This is a genomic window from Mycobacterium sp. SMC-15, assembly GCF_045310925.1.
Taxonomy (GTDB): Bacteria; Actinomycetota; Actinomycetes; order Mycobacteriales; family Mycobacteriaceae; genus Mycobacterium.
In genome coordinates, this window is the sequence record NZ_JBJIAJ010000002.1 from 1 (window position 1) to 17,435 (window position 17,435).

General features: G+C 67.5%; 9 protein-coding genes and 1 riboswitch. Of the genes, 6 read left to right on the top strand and 3 right to left on the bottom strand.

Annotated elements, in window-relative coordinates:
* Both ACJH71_RS03130 and ACJH71_RS03135 read left to right on the top strand, forming a co-directional pair.
* Positions 1-2,793: SDR family NAD(P)-dependent oxidoreductase (locus ACJH71_RS03130; protein ID WP_406756590.1), on the top strand; the 2,793-nt coding region annotated here is incomplete at its 5' end.
* A gap of 21 nt (positions 2,794-2,814) precedes the next feature.
* The gene (locus tag ACJH71_RS03135) at positions 2,815-10,152 is read left to right on the top strand and encodes a beta-ketoacyl synthase N-terminal-like domain-containing protein (RefSeq protein WP_406756591.1); all 7,338 of its coding nucleotides are present in this window, start codon (positions 2,815-2,817) and stop codon (positions 10,150-10,152) included.
* 261 nt (positions 10,153-10,413) lie between these two features.
* Here ACJH71_RS03135 and ACJH71_RS03140 read toward each other — a convergent pair whose 3' ends face one another.
* Complete coding sequence (locus ACJH71_RS03140) at positions 10,414-11,169, bottom strand: DUF1906 domain-containing protein (RefSeq protein WP_406756904.1); 756 nt, start codon at positions 11,167-11,169, stop codon at positions 10,414-10,416.
* A 318-nt stretch (positions 11,170-11,487) separates the two neighbouring features.
* On the opposite strand from ACJH71_RS03140, the gene ACJH71_RS03145 reads away from it, so the two are divergent.
* Positions 11,488-12,231: a carotenoid biosynthesis protein gene (locus tag ACJH71_RS03145; RefSeq protein ID WP_406756592.1), complete on the top strand. Its 744-nt coding sequence runs from the start codon at positions 11,488-11,490 to the stop codon at positions 12,229-12,231.
* Here ACJH71_RS03145 and ACJH71_RS03150 read toward each other — a convergent pair.
* Together ACJH71_RS03150 and ACJH71_RS03155 are read right to left on the bottom strand one after the other, a co-directional pair.
* Positions 12,228-13,457: a PPE family protein gene (locus ACJH71_RS03150; protein WP_406756593.1), complete on the bottom strand. Its 1,230-nt coding sequence runs from the start codon at positions 13,455-13,457 to the stop codon at positions 12,228-12,230. The genes ACJH71_RS03145 and ACJH71_RS03150 overlap by 4 nt on opposite strands.
* Positions 13,457-13,753, bottom strand: coding sequence for a PE family protein (locus ACJH71_RS03155; protein ID WP_406756594.1), 297 nt, complete (start codon positions 13,751-13,753; stop codon positions 13,457-13,459). Before ACJH71_RS03155 ends, ACJH71_RS03150 begins: the two co-directional genes overlap by 1 nt.
* A gap of 289 nt (positions 13,754-14,042) precedes the next feature.
* A riboswitch (M-box (ykoK) riboswitch) is annotated at positions 14,043-14,215 on the bottom strand.
* A gap of 468 nt (positions 14,216-14,683) precedes the next feature.
* Between ACJH71_RS03155 and ACJH71_RS03160 the strand changes: the two genes are divergently transcribed.
* From ACJH71_RS03160 to ACJH71_RS03170, 3 genes are read left to right on the top strand one after another with little or no spacing between them, the layout of a single operon-like run.
* On the top strand, positions 14,684-15,658 hold the full coding sequence (locus ACJH71_RS03160; protein WP_406756595.1) for an acyl-CoA thioesterase: 975 nt from the start codon (positions 14,684-14,686) through the stop codon (positions 15,656-15,658).
* The gene (locus tag ACJH71_RS03165; RefSeq protein ID WP_406756596.1) at positions 15,658-16,479 is read left to right on the top strand and encodes an SDR family NAD(P)-dependent oxidoreductase; all 822 of its coding nucleotides are present in this window, start codon (positions 15,658-15,660) and stop codon (positions 16,477-16,479) included. Before ACJH71_RS03160 ends, ACJH71_RS03165 begins: the two co-directional genes overlap by 1 nt.
* 24 nt (positions 16,480-16,503) lie before the next feature.
* Positions 16,504-17,424: an LLM class F420-dependent oxidoreductase gene (locus ACJH71_RS03170; protein WP_406756597.1), complete on the top strand. Its 921-nt coding sequence runs from the start codon at positions 16,504-16,506 to the stop codon at positions 17,422-17,424.
* The last annotated feature ends 11 nt before the right edge of the window (positions 17,425-17,435 follow it).

A 17,435-nucleotide genomic window follows, 5' to 3' on the forward strand; every position in this document is an offset into this window, starting at 1 on the left:
GTGCAGGATCGGGTTCCATCGTTGCCTGAGGTGGAGACGGCGACGATGGCGGCGTTGGTGACGTTGCAGGAGATCGTGGATTACCTGCAGTCGCTGATGGGCCCGGCGGCCCCGCCGGCTGCTGCCGCTCCCGCTTCGGCTCCCGCGGCCGTTGCGCCGGCGCCGGCTGCGGTGGCTGTTGCTCCTGCGGCGGCGGGTGTGGATTTGGTCGGGGACATGTTGGCGGTGGTTGCTGACAAGACCGGTTATCCGGTGGAGATGCTGGATTTGTCGATGGCGCTTGAGGCCGATCTGGGGATCGATTCGATCAAGCGGGTGGAGATTTTGTCGGCGGTGCAGGATCGGGTTCCATCGTTGCCTGAGGTGGAGACGGCGACGATGGCGGCGTTGGTGACGTTGCAGGAGATCGTCGACTACCTGCAATCGCTCATGGGATCACCACCACCGGATCTGGTGGCGACCAACGGATTATCGGCAGGTGATCGCGCCCCTTTTGAGTTGACCGGAGCGGAGGTGGCGCGCTACGAGGTACGCGCCACCGCCGCTCCGGTGAGCGGGATGGGCATGCCTGGCCTGTATGCCGCAAGGACCGTCGAGATCGTGACGGCCGAGGCGGCCCAGGCCGGACTGACCGAGACGGCCGAGGCCTTGGCCGCAAGGCTGCGGGCCCACGGTATTCGCGCGACGATCGCGGCCCGGCCCAGTGCGGACGCCGAAGCGGTCATCCATCTGGGCGGCCTGCGGCCGATCGCCACTCGTGACGAGGCGCTTGCCGTCAACCGGGTGCTGTTCGCCGACGCACAGTGCGTCGCAGCGCAGTTCGCAGAGCGTGGCGGTGTCTTCGTCACGGTCCAAGACACCGGCGGCACGTTCGGGCTGCTCACCGATCCCGGCCTGCGGGCCTGGTCGGGCGGGATCGGCGCACTGACCAAGACGGCCGCGCAGGAGTGGACCAGCGCGCAGGTGAAGGCAATCGATATCGCCGTCGGGCACCGGTCCCCGGATGTCGTCGCCGAGCAGATCGCCGACGAAGTCCTGTCCGGCGGGATGGAACTCGAAGTGGGCCTGGGCAGTTCGCACGGGCGAACCATCGTCGTCGCGGACGCGCAGCAGGTGAGCACTCGCACTCACCGCATCGGTGCGCACGACGTGATCGTCGTTTCGGGCGGTGCCCGCGGTGTCACCGCCGGTTCAGTGATCGCCCTGGCGCAGCAGACCCAGGCGGCTTTCGTGTTGATCGGGCGCACCGAGCTCAGCGACGAGCCGCCGGAAGCGCACGGGCTGACCACCGACGCGGAGCTCAAGCGGGCGCTGCTGGCCAGCGCTGGGGCGCAAGGGCTCAAGGTCACACCGAAGCAGTTGGAGCAACAGGCGCAGCGCATCCTGGCCGATCGCGAGGTGCGGGCCACCCTGGCCGCGCTGACCGCGGCCGGCTCCCGCGTTCGCTACGCCGCCGCCGATGTCCGTGACACCGCGCAGCTGGGTGCGTTGCTGGACCGGGTGCGAAGCGAGTTCGGTCCGATCACCGGGCTGGTGCACGGTGCCGGCGTGCTGGCCGATGCGCCGTTGCACAAGAAGACCCTTGACGGGTTTGACCGGGTTTTCGAGACCAAGGTCGGCGGCGCGTCCGCGCTGCTGGATGCGACGGCCAACGATGAGCTCAAGGTGATCTGCCTGTTCTCGTCGGTGGCCGCGCGCAGCGGAAACGTCGGGCAAAGCGACTACGCCATGGCCAATGAGATCCTCAACAAGGTGGCCCTGGCGGAGCAGGCTCGTCGCGGGCCGTCCTGTGTGGTGCGGGCGTTGGGTTGGGGCCCTTGGGATTCCGGGATGGTTACCCCCGGGCTCAAAGCGATGTTCGAGTCCCGAGGCATCTCGCTGATCCCGCTCGCCGACGGCGCGCGTGCGTTCGTCGCCGAGGTTCTGGACGGCGAAACCGGCAGTTCCGAGGTGACCCTCGGCGACGGCGTGCTGGCCGGGCTGCCCACACATCCGATACCGCCGGAGGGTCGGGTCGCGCGGGTGCTCGCCCACGTGGCGCAGCAGCCCTATCTGCTTGACCACCGGGTTCAGGGCAACGTCGTGTTGCCGGTCGTGCAGGCGCTCGAATGGTTCATCCGGATGGCCGAGGCGTGCCGGCCCGGGCACTACGTGGACCGTGTGCTCGACCTCAAGGTGCTGCGTGGCGTGACGCTCTACGAGTTCGAGAAGCACGGCAACCCCCTGTTGGTGCGGTGCGTGCCCGTCGACGATCGTCCCGAGCTGCTGACGTTGACGCTCTCCGACATCGAAGACTCGACCGCGTACTACTCGGCCAAACTCGAGATGCGTTCGGGCGCAGCCGTGGTCCCGAGCGCCCCGATGTCGGCACCGGGCAATCGCCGGATCGACCGCGAAGGCTGCTACACCGGCGGAGCACTGTTTCACGGAGCGGCATTCCAGGTGCTCGACGCCGTGGACTGCGCCGAGACGACCGCGACGGCCAACCTGTCCGGATTGACGACGGTGGGCTGGCCGGGGGAGGGCTGGGCGACTGACCCGGCCGCCGTCGACGGATGCCTGCAGGCGGCACTGGTCTGGAGCTACGAGCTGCTCGGCCGCAATGTCCTTCCGCTGCGGGTGGGCGAGATCATCCGGTATCGGTCCGGCGCGCTGGGTGCGGGACTGCGCTGCGTGCTCACCGGCGGGGACGCCAAGACCAGCCGCGCCGTCTGCGACATCGATCTGGTCGACGCCGACAACCAGCTGGTGATCAGTCTCAAGCGACTTGAGTTGTATCCCTACGGCGGCTGAATCGACGGCGGCTGATTCGAAGTGAAGTTTGATCCCATCGCGATCGTCGGGCAGGGCTGTGTCCTGCCCGGGGGACTGAATGCGGGTGAGCTCTGGACGACGGTGCGCGACGGCCGTGACGCGCTGGGTTCGCCCGGCCCGGATTATTGGGGCGTATCGCCGGCTCGCGTCCTGTGCGCGCCGACGGACGCACCCGAACTCGACCACACCTGGTCGGACCGCGGCGGCTATGTCCGCGGCTTCGACGACGCCTTCGATCCCCGCGGACTGCTCCTCGAGGCCGACGATCTCGCCGGCCTCGACCCGCTCTACCGGTGGGGCATCGAGGCGGCCCGACAAGCGCTGGACAGTGCCGGTTGGCGAGCGGGTGAGGTCCCCGGCTCTGCGGGCATAGTCCTGGGCAACCTGAGCTACCCCACCAAAAAGATGACCGACCTCGCCGAAAACGTCTGGCGGGGACAACAGCCCGGCGTCGACGCCGGGCTGGACTGGCGCAATCGCTTCATGTCCGGGCTGCCGGCGCATCTGATCGCACAGGCACTGGGCTTGACGGGGGGAGCCGCGGCTCTCGACGCCGCCTGCGCTTCGTCGCTGTATGCCATCAAGTTGGCGTGCGACCGGCTGCACGATGGCACCGCGGACGTCATGTTCGCCGGCGGCATCAACGGTGCCAGCGATCTGCTGCTGCATGTCGGCTTCACCGCGTTGCAGGCGCTGAGCCGAACGGGGCGGTCGCGGCCGTTCAACAACGGCGCCGACGGGCTGGTCCCCGCCGAGGGCGCGGCCATCCTGGTGCTGCGACGGCTTGACGACGCGATCGCCGAGGGCGACACCATCCTGGGCGTTATCCGGGGCGTCGGCTTGAGCAACGACGGCCGGGGACATGGATTTCTGGTGCCCTCGCAGGACGGCCAGGAGCGCGCGATGCGACTGGCCTACGAGATGGCCGGCCTACAGCCGCGAGACATCTCGCTCGTCGAATGCCATGCCACCGGGACATCGCGCGGCGACCTGACCGAGATGATGAGCATGGCGCGCATCTTCGCCGGCCTCACCGACGTGCCCATCGGATCGCTGAAATCCAATCTGGGACACTCGATCACGGCATCGGGTGCGGCGGGAGCCATCAAAGTGCTCGCGGCGATGCGTGCCGGCATCCGCCCGCCGACCCTGCATGCCGACGATCCGCTGCCCTTCATCGCCGACTCGCCGTTCCGGCTGCTCACCGATGCCGAGCCGTGGGACAGCGACGGCCCGCGCCGCGCCGCGGTCAACAACTTCGGCTTCGGCGGCAACAACGCCCACCTGCTGCTCGAAGAATGGGTCGAAGGGCGCGGTCCTACGCCGGCCGCACCGATCACCGCCCCCCTGCCCGAGCAGGAGATCGCGATCGTCGGGCTGAGCCTTCTGGTCGGCGATGGACACGGAACCGCCTCTGTCGCAGAGCACTTGAAGACATGTCAGCCGATACCCACCGGCACGGCCGATGGAGGCCGCGGCGCACGCATGGATGAGGTCTGTCTGGACCTGACCCAAACCCGCTTCCCGCCGGCCGACCTCAAACAGACCCAGCCCCAACAACTGGCACTGCTCGGCGCGGCCCTGGGCATCGGCGAGCTGATCAAGTCCTTGCCGCCGGACACCACCAGCGTCATCGTCGGAATGGGCTGCGACGCCGAAGTCACCCGATTCGGGGTGCGCTGGCGGTTGGCGGACGAATGCGACGACCCCGATCAGCTCGCCGCGGCCCGCGACGGCGTCGTCGCGGGATGGACCGCCGCGGGGGTCGTGGGCGCCATGCCCAACATTGTGGCGAACCGTCTGAACAGCCAATTCGATTTGCGTGGACCGAGTTTCACGGTGTCGCGGGAACAGCTCTCGGGCACCACGGCACTCGAGTTGGCTGCGCGGGCGTTGCGACGCGGCGAGGTCGACGCGGCCGTGGTGGGGGCGGTGGACCTCAGCTGCGAACCGGTGCACCAGGCAGCGGCGCGTGCCTTACTGCACGCCGACGAGCAGATACCCGGCGACGCAGCCGTTGTGCTCGTCCTCAAGCGCGCCGCCGATGCGCGCCGCGACGGTGACACCGTGTATGCGACCCTGCTCCCCAATCAGCAGGCAGACGCCGAATGTCTGCACCTGGGCACCGTTCCCGGTGCGGTGAACCTGTCGGCCCTGTTGGGGCACGCGCACGCCGCCTCCGGGCTGCTGCATGTGGCCGCCGGTGTGCTCTACGGAGCCCTCGGTGTGTGGCCCGACGGCGAGCCCTGGACCTCCGAGCAACGGCGCGTCGCCGTCGAACTCACCGGAATGGCCGACCAGCGACACCACCTCACGCTGGTGTCGTCGGCAACCGGGCCCGAGGCCGCGACCTTGCTGGCGCCGGCGGAGGCCAACGCCGGCGCGAAACCCATCCGGCTCAACTTCCCCGCGCACCTGCCCGCGGTCCAACTGCCACCACGCGTCACGGCCCCAGGAACGAACCCCCCTCATCAACTGGAGCGATTCATGCCAACCCAACTCCCGATGCCTCCGGCCCTGGCAACCGTCGCGGAGTCGCTGGCCCGGCTGCCGTTGGCTGTCGCCGCCGCAACGCCGTCGCGACCGGAGCCGCAGCCGGCTGCGGCCGCGGCTGAAGGCGCGGCGCCGGCCGCCGGCACCAGGTCCGCGGGCGCAAGCCGGGCCATCCAGCCCGTCCGGCCCGCCGACAAGGTGGTCCCGGCGCCGACGGTCAAGCGCGAGCCGGTGGGGCTCAGGCTCGACAAAGACGGTCTGCGCGTGCACTCCTCGGGGAACATCTCCGAGATCTTCGGCCCGGCGTTCGCCGAGCAGGACCAGTACCCGCGACAGGTCCGGATGCCCGAACCGCCACTGCTGCTGGCGGACCGGCTGCTGGGCATCGACGCCGAGCCGGCCCGCCACGGCACCGGAACGCTGTGGACCGAAACCGATGTCACCGCCGACTCATGGTGGCTCCAGCAGGGCCGGATGCCCGCCGGAATCATGATCGAAAGCGGGCAGGCCGACCTGATGCTCATCTCCTGGATGGGCGCGGATCTGCTCAACAAGAGCGAGCGGGTCTACCGGCTGCTTGGCTGCGAGGTCACCTACCTGGGCGGCCTGCCCGAGATCGGCGACACCCTGCGCTTCGACATCCATGTGGACGGCCACGCCCGCCAGGGCGATGTGCGGCTGTTCTTCTTCCACTACGACTGCACGATCGACGGTGTCGAGCGGATGTCGATGCGCAACGGCCAGGCCGGCTTCTTCACCGACGAGGAGCTGGCGGCATCCGGCGGGGTCCTGTGGCGCCCCGAGGAACAGACCGTCAGCGGACCGATGGAAGTCACTGCCGCCCAGACGACGCGCACCTCACTGCAGCGCGCCGACCTGGAAGCGATGGCGTCCGGTGACATCTGGCGCACATTCGGCGAAGGCTTCGAGCGGGCGGGCAGCCACACCCGCACCCCGAGCATTCATGCCGACGACATGCTCTTCGTCGACGAGGTGACCGACCTCGACTTCACCGGTGGCCCGTGGGGCCGCGGCTACCTGCGGGCCGTCGCGCCCGTCACTCCGGAGAACTGCTTCTTCGCCGGCCATTTCAAGAACGACCCGTGCATGCCCGGCACGCTGATGTACGAGGCGACCATGCAGACCATGGCGATCTACATGACCGCGCTGGGCATGACGCTCGACTGTGACGGGTGGCGCTTCGAACCGGTGCCCTTCGAGACCTACAAGCTGCGCTGCCGGGGCCAGGTCACCCCGCAGTCGCGTGAGGTGGTCTACGAAGTGTTCGTCCGCGAGGTCATCGCCGGACCCGAGCCGACCCTGTTCGCCGACCTGCTCTGCACCGTCGACGGATTGCCGGCCTTCCACTGCGAGCGGATGGGCCTGAAGCTGTCACCGGGCTGGCCGATGGACCTTGGCGCCAAAGAGCTCGAAGGCTACGTCGAGCCCAAACCGGTCGCCGAGGTCAACGGATTCCGCTACGACTACCAGGCGATGCTCGCCAGTGCGATCGCCAAGCCGTCCATGGCGTTCGGGCCGCTGTTCGAGAAGTTCGACTCGCCCCGCAAGGCGGCCCGGCTGCCCGGCCCGCCGTACCATTTCATGTCCCGGGTCACCGAGCTGGTCGGCGAGACGGGCGTGATGAAGGCCGGCGCCGAAGTCGTGGTGGAGTACGACGTTCCCGCCGACGCCTGGTATTTCGCCGAGAACGGTGCCGCGGGCGGGCACGAGACGATGCCCAACGCGGTGCTGATGGAGGTCGCGCTGCAGCCCTGCGGCTGGCTGGCCAGCTACGTCGGCTGCCCCCTGGATGGTGAGGCGGACCTGTTCTTCCGCAACCTGGACGGAACGGGAACTCAGCACCGTGAGGTGACTCCGGCGACCGGAACGCTGCGCATCAAGGTGAAGCTGAAGAGCCTTGCCAAGGCCGCGGGCACCATCATCGTCAGCTTCGATGGGGAGATCACCGCCGACGACGGACCGGTCTACACCTTCGACACCGTGTTCGGCTACTTCAAACGCGAGGCGCTGCAGAACCAGGTGGGCCTGCCGGTCAGCGACGAACAACGTGCCGCACTGGCGCAACCCTGCGAGGCTCCGCTGGTCGACTTGACCACTCGGCCTGTCGAGTTCTTCGGCGCCGGAGCGCGATTGGCGGACCCGATGCTGCTGATGGTCGACCGGGTCACCGGCCGCTGGCCCACTGGCGGAACCGCCGGACTGGGCCAGTGGCGGGGGGTCAAGGACGTCAACCCCGGTGAGTGGTACTTCAAGGCGCACTTCTTCCAGGACCCGGTACAGCCGGGATCCTTGGGCATCGAAATGCTGTTGCAAGTCTTGCAATTCGGGATGCTCGACCTCGGGCTCGGGAAGGAGGCCGGCCCGTCGGCACGCTTCGAGCCGGCGGCCCTGCACGACGCCATGACCTGGCGATACCGCGGCCAGATCATTCCCACCAACAAGCAGATCACGGCACAGGTGGAGATCACCCGGATCGTCCGCGAGGACGCCGGCATCCTCGCGGTGGCCGAGGCGTCGCTGTGGGTGGACAACAAGCGCATCTACACCGCGAGCAACCTGGGTATGCGGATCGTCGCCGGTACGGGGGACCAGCGATCCCCGGCCGGTGCCGGCGCCATCACGACGCCCGCACCGGCTCCGGCGCCCGCGGCAGTTGCCGTCGCCACGTCCGCCTCGCCAGCATCGGCGGATACCGCTGCCGCGGTGCAGAATACGACCGCCGCGATCACCACGATGGAAATCGCGCTGGATCCGGTCAACGACTCCTGGATCGTCGATCACTGCCCGACATATGTCATCCCGTCGCTGCCGATGATGTCGGTCATGGACCTGTTCGCTCAGGCGGCAGCCCGGGCAACGGGCGGAGCCAAGGTCGTCGAGATCACCGATGTCCAGATGGTCCGGTGGGTGGTGGTCGACTCCCCGAAGCAGCTGCGGGTCGTGCTCGAGCAGACGCAGCAGCCGGGACATTTCCAGGGCCGGCTGGAGGTCTGGCGGGATGCACCGCGAGCGGAATTGTCCCGCTGGGAAATTCACGCGCATGCCGTCGTCGTCACCGCTGCGCAGTACAGCGGTGAGCCTGAGCCGCCCGCTCCACTGGAAGGTGCGGTGCCCTACGCCGACCCCTATGACGGAACGGTGTTTCACGGTCCGGCCTTCGCGACCCTGACCGAGGGTGCCCGTATCGGCCGCAACGGCTCGACCGGAACGCTCGCGATCGACCGGTGCGCCGTTCCGGTCGGCGAACTGCAGCCCGGACTGCTCGATGGCGCGTTGCACGTGGTGCCGCACACCGCGATGAGCGTGTGGACCACCGACACCACTGATCCCGCGTCGTACGCCGATGCCCGCGATTCCGATGTCGGGTTCCCACGCCGCATCCTCTCGGCACGGTTCTACGCCGCCACTCCGGTGGCGGGAACCGTGGATGTCGAAGCCCGATTCGTGGGATTCGATGACGACGAAGGCCGCATGCCGACATTCGATCTGTGGCTCAGCGTCGGCGGAAAACCCTGGGCGCGTATCCGGATGGCCGAATTTCTGCTGAGCAAGGGACCGCTGGCCGAGGTCGGCGGTCCAGAGCGGCGCGCATTCATGGGTGACCGGCAGGCGGTCCCCGGATTGTCGCTGAGTGAGCGCCTCGGACGCGGCGTCCTCGAGCTCGACACCGCCCGGATGGCAACGCTGGACTGGTTCAAGGGGACCCTGCAGGCCGTATACGGGTCGGACAGTCAAGGCGATTCATTGATGGTCGACATCGTGACCAAGGAGGCGGTGGCAGACGCCGTCCACAATGCGGTTCATCCCGCAAAGGTTCAGATCCTCGACGGACAGGTGAGCTGCCCGGCGCTGCCGCTGGAGCGCATCACCGTCGACGTCGAGAACCTGGGGCCGGGGTCGTGCCGCGCGAGCGCGTCATCGGCCACCGACTGGGAGCCGGTCCGAGCCTGGTGGACCGAGAGCGCGGGCATGCCGGACGGGTGGTTCGGCGAGCTGGCCCTGGGGGCGGTGCTGTCGCGCTACGTGCGGCACGTCGTGGTGACGGATCCGGCCGCGATGGCAGCGGTGCGGGGTCGGCCGGTCCTGTTGCTGGCCAACCACCAGGTGCAGGTCGAGTCGCTGCTGGGCACCACCATCGGATCGTGGCTGACCGGCACGAAGGTCGTCACGATCGGCCATGCCAAACACGAAACCGGCTGGGTCGGCAATCTCCTGCGGATGATCGACGCGGCGGCGGGCAAAGAGCTGGGGCATCTCCGCTACTTCGATCAGCAGCAGCCCCAGGAGTTCTTCGGGCTGGTCGACGAGCTCAAGCGGGAGGCCGCGGCCCTCGGGGTGTCGGTCATGGTGCACGCCGACGGGACACGCAGCGTGAGCTCGGGCCAGCGGGTCGAGAGGCTGACGTCGACATTGCTGGACATGGCGATCGAGATGTCGATGCCGATCGTGCCGGTGTACTTCGCGGGCGGCCTGCCCGAGGAGCCGTTGCCGCACAAGCTCGAAGTGCCCTACGGCCATGCCGCCCAGGACTACATCTTCGGCAGGCCGATCCTGCCCGAGGAGCTGCGCGGCCGGCCCTACGCCGAGCTGCGGCGCTACGTCATGGACGCGATCAATGCGCTCGCACCGTTCAGCGACGCTCCGCACGCCCCGAACTACGACGTGGAGAGCCGGATCACGGCGGCCGCTCCCGGCGCCTCGCCGCTGGAGTCGGTGTGGTTCTGCATTGAGGACGCCCTGGACTCCCTGCCGGTCGATTGGCGAAACCTGATCGCCGACGAGGAATGGGAGACGGTCAAGGCGGCTGAACTCAGTCCGTCCTGATCGGGCGGCTAGGCGCCGGCCTTGTTGACGACGGCGCAGGTGGGCGGCTAGCTTAGTGGCGATCGCGGCACGGCCGTCCAGCTACGCAGCTGGGCGTAGATCGGCCTCAACGAATCAAGACCAACCAAGTCTTTGCAGACAGGAGCCCACTTATGGCGTCAGCATCTCTGGGCGTCTACACGTGTATCGCGTGTGTCGTGATGCTTACCCTGGCACTCTTCTTGTCCAGCAAATCCTGATCGGTCTCACGGTCTCACGGCCTCACGGATGTAGATTCCACTGGCCGCAGTCCTGGGCCAGGACGTCGCTGACGTCGACCTCGATCCCGCCGACGATCGGGCCCGGGTTCGAGGCGGTACTCACTATCCGCTGGTAAAGCACCGCCCCGGGGTCGATCTGACCACGCGACCAGGATCGGGTCTGCCAGGCCCACCGCTTACCGGGTGTGCGTGAGACCCCGATGACCCCGTCCGCGGCCGCCCACTGGCACACGTTCACGCCCCCGTAGACGCCGGTGCGCTGCACTCCCAGTACCGAGTTGATTCCGCGAAACCATTGCAGCGCCACGGCGTTCCAGGTGTTGCGATCGATATCGTCGTCGACGCTGAAGAAGACCGGCGCACTTTGACCCCCGCCGGCCGCGGTGTGCAGTTGCCAGGCGGTGCGCGCATCGGCGACCCCACCGGGGTATCCACGGGTGAAGTCCGATGGGGCCGTCCCGCCGGGTTTGCCGTACTGGAAGTTGCTGACGATCACCAGCCCCGCGGCGGTCAGCGACTCGGCGTAGGGCCGGGTGATCGGCTTGGCGCCGAAGTTGGAGCCGGGCCGCGACGTCGACACGTAGTTGATGACGCCGGCGTGGCCGGCGGCCCGGATGTCCTGCGCCGGAATCTGGCGCATGGCGTAATCGATGAGCGTGGGCGCCGCGGCCGAAGCCGTCGGGGCGCCGGCGGACGCTGCACCCAGTCCGGTGAGTGCCGCTGCGGATGCGTACCGCAGCGCTTCACGTCGGGAAATATGGTTCCGAGGGCGGGAAGTCCGCGGAGAGTCAGGCACGGCCCCGATGTTAACAATGTGACTGCTGTTAACGGTGTCGCCCGCGCCGAGAGCGCCCGGCCGTCTTTCCGCGAATATCGCGGTGTCGTCCGGAAAGCGGGTCATCGCCAGCTCCGGGAAAGCTACGATGCGTCGGTGTCGACGCCCGTGAGCAGCACATTGCCAGCGACTCCGCGTGTGTCTGGGCCCGGGGTGGTGATCACTGGCTGGTGCCTTGTCGCGATCTGGCTAGCCGCGACGGTAACGGCTGCTCTGAGTGTCGGATCATCGATATCTCCTGTGGCCGAGGCCATCTCGGGTGCCTCGTTGCTGGTGTTCGTGTTGCTCCATGCACTGACGCTCTACAAGCCCGCCGGGGCCGCCGCGTACTTCGCCATCGCGGTGGCCGTGGGCTTCGGTCTCGAGGCGTGCAGCATCGCGACCGGCTTCCCGTTCGGCTTCTACGTCCATTACTTAGAGGGTCCCCGCGCGCTCGGCGTGCCGTTCACCGTTGTGGCGGCCTGGGTGATTCTGGCCTGGCTGGCGTGGATTCTGGCCCGGGTGCTTGTGGGGGAGTGCCGGAGTCGCCGCCTGTACGTGATCGTGACGCCCATCGTCGCCACCCTCGTCGTCGCCGGTTATGACCTGGTGATCGATCCGATCGGGGCCTACGCGCGTCACCTGTTCTCCTATCGGTCACCCAGTGGGGTTCTGGGCGTGCCGTTGAGTAACTACACCGGTTGGTTGATCACGGGTTGGCTGCTGTTCCAGACGTTCGCCCTGATCGAACGACGGTGGCGACGGGAACCCACCTCCTCAACCCGGTCGGCGCTGTTGATGCCGGCCGTCGTCTGGTTCGGCATGGGCCTGCAGGTGAACCTCGGACTGCTGCGTGCCGGCGACGCCACGACGACCATTGCGGGCACGCCCGTCGCACTGGCTGACATCTACGAGACGTGCTCGGAGATGACCTGGTTCATGATGGGCTTGGTGGTGGTCCTCAGCGTGGTACGGCTGGCCGCCGCCGACAGCAGGGACAGCTAACCGACCACGACGGGACGCGGCATCACGGTCAGCTTGACGCCATAGCGCGGCATGCCGAGGCCGTAGCTGCCGTTGCGGCCGGCGCCACCCGGAGGAATCGGGGGAGGCATGGCGGTCATCGACCTGCTTTCCGGGGCGACGGTCCATCCGCTACCGGTCCCGGCGATGGGAGCACCCGTCGGGACGGCCGCCGCCCAACTGGGTGGTGCCGACAACGAACCGACCAGGGTGGCCCGGCCCACTCCGGCAGCCACCGGTGAGCTGCTGCCACCGGCAGCAGCGCGGGCGGCGGTCTCCAGCCCACCGGAGGCCGTCGATGCCAGCGTCATGCCTGAGCCGGGGCCCATTCCCCCGCGTGCCAGGGCAGCCGTGCCGCCATCCATGCCGCGTGCGAGGAACCCGAGTGTGGCCAGTCCGGAAAAGCCCTCGATGTTGCCGCCGGGGTCGAAAATGCCGGTTGCGGCGATGGTGTTCCACAACTGGGCATTGATGTTCAAACCCGACCCGTCGTCGTGGCCCCACGTTCCGTCGAATAGGCCATCGAAGAACTTCGTCCAGTGCCAGTCCGGATCCGTCGGACGCGTGCCCTCCGCCGGCGACGCCATGTTCCGCAACGCATTGGGCAGCTGGGCGTGGGCATCGGTGGGGTCTACACCACCGGCGGCCGGCCCGCCCTCGTCTTGATGGGTGGTTTCGGGAGCATCGGCGAAGGGGATCAATTGCGTGGCAGTGGCCGAAGCCGCGGCGTAGCCGTACATCGCCACGGCGTCTTGCGCCCACATCTGGCCGTAGCGAGCTTCGGCCGCCGCAATGGCGGCGGTGTTCTGCCCCAGAGCGTTGGTCTTGACCAATGACGCCAACAGCACGCGGTTGGTCTCGATCGCCGCCGGCGGCACCGTCATGGCGTGGGCACAGGCGTAGGCTTCGGCCGCCGCATAAGCCTGCGCCGCGGTCTGCTCGGCCTGCTCGGCGGTCACGCTCAGCCAAACAAAGTAGGGTTCCGCCGCCGCCGCCATCGCCGATGCGGATGGCCCCGACCACCCCTGACTGGCCAGGTTCGCCACCAACCATTCGAAAGATGTTGCAGCCGAGCGTAGTTCCGCGGCCAGCAGGTTCCAGGATGCCGCGGCGGCCAGCATAGGTCCTGATCCTGCCCCCGCATACATGCGCGCCGAATTGATCTCTGGTGGCACCGATCCGTAGTCCATTGTCCAAAACCCTTTCATTAGGCCGAGATAACGTTCGCAGCGTCGGTCGCTGCGTATGACTGCGCGCTGCGCTGCAGTGTCTTCACGAACATCTCGTGCACCACCGCGGCGCGCTTGCTGATCACTTGGTACATCTGTGCGTGCCGTGCGAACTGAGCTGCGGTCAGCGCAGAGACCTCGTCGGCGGCTGCGGGAATCACGCCGGTGGTCGGTCCTGCGGCAGCGGCGCTCTGCGCGGCCACCGTATCTCCGACGCCGCGCAGATCAGCCGCTGTCGCGATCAGTTCTTCGGGCAGTGCGGACACAAAAGACATAGGGGACTCTCCTTCGAGAGGGCATAACGAATTACGCTGCTACACCTGAGCATTCGCGCGCCAAAGCAGCGCAGGTCCACGATGCGGACAGCGCTGGTGCGGCGCGGGCGAACCGATTCAGAAGGTGAAAGCGGCGCCGGGGCAGGATTCGAACGAAATGGTCGTCGATCTCGGATAGGGACTATCGCTCGGACTCAATGTCGCTCTCACCTCCTCACGGCCAGGGCACACGGGGATGCCGTTGTGGCAGGCACATCGGGACAAACCGAACCAGCGCAGAGTCGGCCGGACGGCACCCCTCTCGACAGAGTTTTGGCACTGCACGGCGTATCCAGTCATAAGCCGAAAGCCACTTGGGCTCAACCCTTAATCCGGGAAGAGCTGTCCTGACCCTGGGCGTCTCTCGACGTTTGAGGTCAGTGGCCTGTATCCGTACAGACGCCTCACCTAGCGAGGTGCGTTCGCGGCCATGGTGGCACCAATGTTGGTCAGAGTCAACTCGAATGAGCAGCCAGGCTGCCCGAAATGCGTTGCCCCAAATCAATATTGTGCCGTGAAATCGGTTGGGCGCCCGTAGTATTCGCGATAACGAAAAGTTTGCCCATCAGAGGGAACCCGGCACTGGTAAGAAGTTTGTGGCGGCGGTGTTAGTGAACTGTAAGAAATACCAACGCTTCCCACTGCAATGCGCAGGTCGGGTGACTGATCAGCGGCGCAGGATGCCGATTCGATGAAGAAGGCCGGGAGAGGCCTCGGCAACCTTCGGAGTGTCGGCGGTCGACCTCTGCGCACGTGGTCGCTCGAGGGACGGCAGTGGCGTGCCCTTGACCGGGGTCGCCGAGTTTTACTTAAATGGGCTAGCAGTCACATCACCGGCTACCCGAGTCGGCAGTCCGCCGCGGACGGGCCACAGCGGGTGAGGAGGAACTTGTGCAGACGTCGGCGTCCGAGGTCTCCGCCCACCCCGATTACAGTGGTCCGCTGCTCGGCTCCGGCAGCCCACTGGAACGAGCCACGCTCGATGCGTTGGACACGCTGCAGCAGGTGTTGACCCTGCAGCCATTGGATGCCGACCGTTTCCTGGTGGGCAACGAGGCCGGCCGGTTCGGCCGGATCTTCGGCGGCCAACTCATCGCCCAGGCGATGGCAGCGGCTGCGGCGACGGTCCCCGAGCTCACGGCCCATTCGATCCATGCATCCTTTCTGCGTCCCGGTGACTCGGCGGTACCTCTGGAGATCGCCGTCGACCGCACTCGCGACGGGCGAACCATGTCGGCACGGCAGGTCACCGTGCAGCAGGGGGGCCGCACCCTCATGGTGGCGACGGTGTCCTTCGACACCAGCCCCGACAGCACAGACGCCGCCCCCGCGCCGCTGCCGGGAGCCGAACCTGAGGCGCTTCCGCTGCTGCAGCACTGGGTGCAGCACGCCCCGCCGTACCTGGCCGGGCGGGGAGCCACCTGGATCGAACGACCCCCGCCGCTGGAAGTCCGCACCGCTGAAGCGCCCATCTTCCTCGGCGGTGCACAGGCGCCGGGTCCGCGTGCACATTGGATGCGATTGCCGCGCAGGATCGACGGAGACTCGCAGCTGCACGCCGTTCTGCTTGCCTATGCCAGCGATTACCTCCTGGTGGACACCGCGTTTCGTGCCCACCCGCAGCCGGTCGACCATGCCACGCACACCGGCCTGACCCTTGATCACAGTGTGTGGCTGCACCGTCCAGTCCATTTCGATCGATGGCACCTCTATACCCAGCACACTGTGGCCACGGCCGGACACCGTGCCCTGGTGCACGGCACCATGGTGGACGTCACCGGTCGCCATGTGGCCAGTACCGCCCAAGAAGTCCTCGTCCGGCCGATCACCGAGCCGCAAGAACGACAGAAACCCGAGGGCCAGTAGTGGTCCTGCGCGCAGAAGCGTCGACACTCGAAGGACGCGTAGCCGTCATCACCGGGGGCGGATCGGGGATCGGCCGAGGTATCGCCGAGACTTTCGCGGAGTTCGGTGCCCGGGTAGTGATCTGGGAACGCGACACCCAAGCGGCCCGAGCGACCGCGAAGCTGGTCGGCGGTCACGCCTGCGCAATCGATGTCCGCGACCCCGATCAGGTCGATGCGGCACTGGCGGACACCCTTGCCACGGTTGGCCTGCCGACGGTGTTGATCAACAATGCCGGCGGAGTCTTCCCCTCCCCGCTTCTGGACGCCGCCCCGAAGGGGTGGGACAGCCTGATCCGCTCCAATCTGACCCATGTGCTGCTCTGCACACAACGCGTCGCGCGGGCAATGGTGCAGCACCGAACACCGGGAAGTGTCATCAACATCAGCACCATTGAAGGCACCCGTGCCGCGCCCGGATTCGCGGCATACGCGGCAGCCAAAGCCGGCGTCATCAACTTCACCAAGACGGCGGCCCTCGAGCTGGCGCCGCACGGCATCCGGGTCAACTGCCTGGCCCCAGACCTCACGCTGACCGAAGGACTCGAGCGGATGGGTTCGGCCGAATCGCTGGCCGACGCCAACCACATGATCCCAATGGGCCGGGCCGGCCATGTCGATGAAATGGCGGGCGCTGCAGTATTTCTGGCCAGCGGCCTGAGCTCCTACGTGACGGGTCAGACGCTGCATGTCGACGGCGGAACGCACGCCGCGGGTGGCTGGTACCACCATCCCGACAATGGCGACTACATACTCGGTCCATCGCGGCCGACGATCACTTAGCAACTCCACACGAAGGAGAGCCGTATGCGGTTCGCGTTCACCTACCCGATCATCACCCATCCCTGCGATCCCGAGCTGGTCTCGGCGCACGGGGTGACCGCCGTTGCGCAGGCGGCCGAAGCCGCCGGGTTTGACGCCATGGGTTTCACGGACCACCCGGCTCCGACCCAGCGCTGGCTCGATGCCGGCGGCCATGACAGCCTCGATCCCTTCGTGGCGATGGGGTTCGCCGCGGCGCACACCGAGAAGATCCGGTTCGTTCCGAATGTCGTCGTCCTGCCGTACCGCAATCCGTTCGTGGTGGCGAAAGCGGCAGCGACACTGGATCTTTTGTCGGGGGGAAGGTTCACTCTGGCCGTCGGCGTGGGCTACCTCAAGGGTGAGTTCGCCGCTTTGGGGGTGGACTTCGATGAGCGCGCCGCCCTGGTCGAAGAGAGCCTGGACGTCATCCGAGCCATCTGGACCGGCGACGACGTCTCGTTCGAGGGCCGGCATTTTCGCGCTCGCGGGATCACCGCGCATCCGCGACCGGTCAGCAGGCCCCATCCGCCGATCTGGATCGGCGGCAACACCGGCAGAGCTCGTCAGCGGGTTGCGACGCGGGGTGACGGCTGGGCGCCGTTCCCGGCGCCGCCCGGTCTGGCCAGTACCGCCCGCACCGCCGAGTTGAGTTCCGTGGAAGCGCTGGCAGCAGGTATCGACGATCTGAAACGGCGCTGCGACGAAGCCGGCCGTGACTGGTCGACCATCGACGTCTGCTTCTCGAACCTGGCCGGCGGTCGTCTCGGCTATGACGACTTCGATCCCGGCGCCTATCTGGACGGTCTGGGCCGGCTGGCAGAGGTCGGCGTGACCTGGGTGCAGGTCGCCGTTCCCGGCGACAGTCTCGGTCACGCGGTGCACGCCCTAGGCCAGTTCGGCGAATCGGTGATCGGCGCGTTCTAGGAACTTCCGGC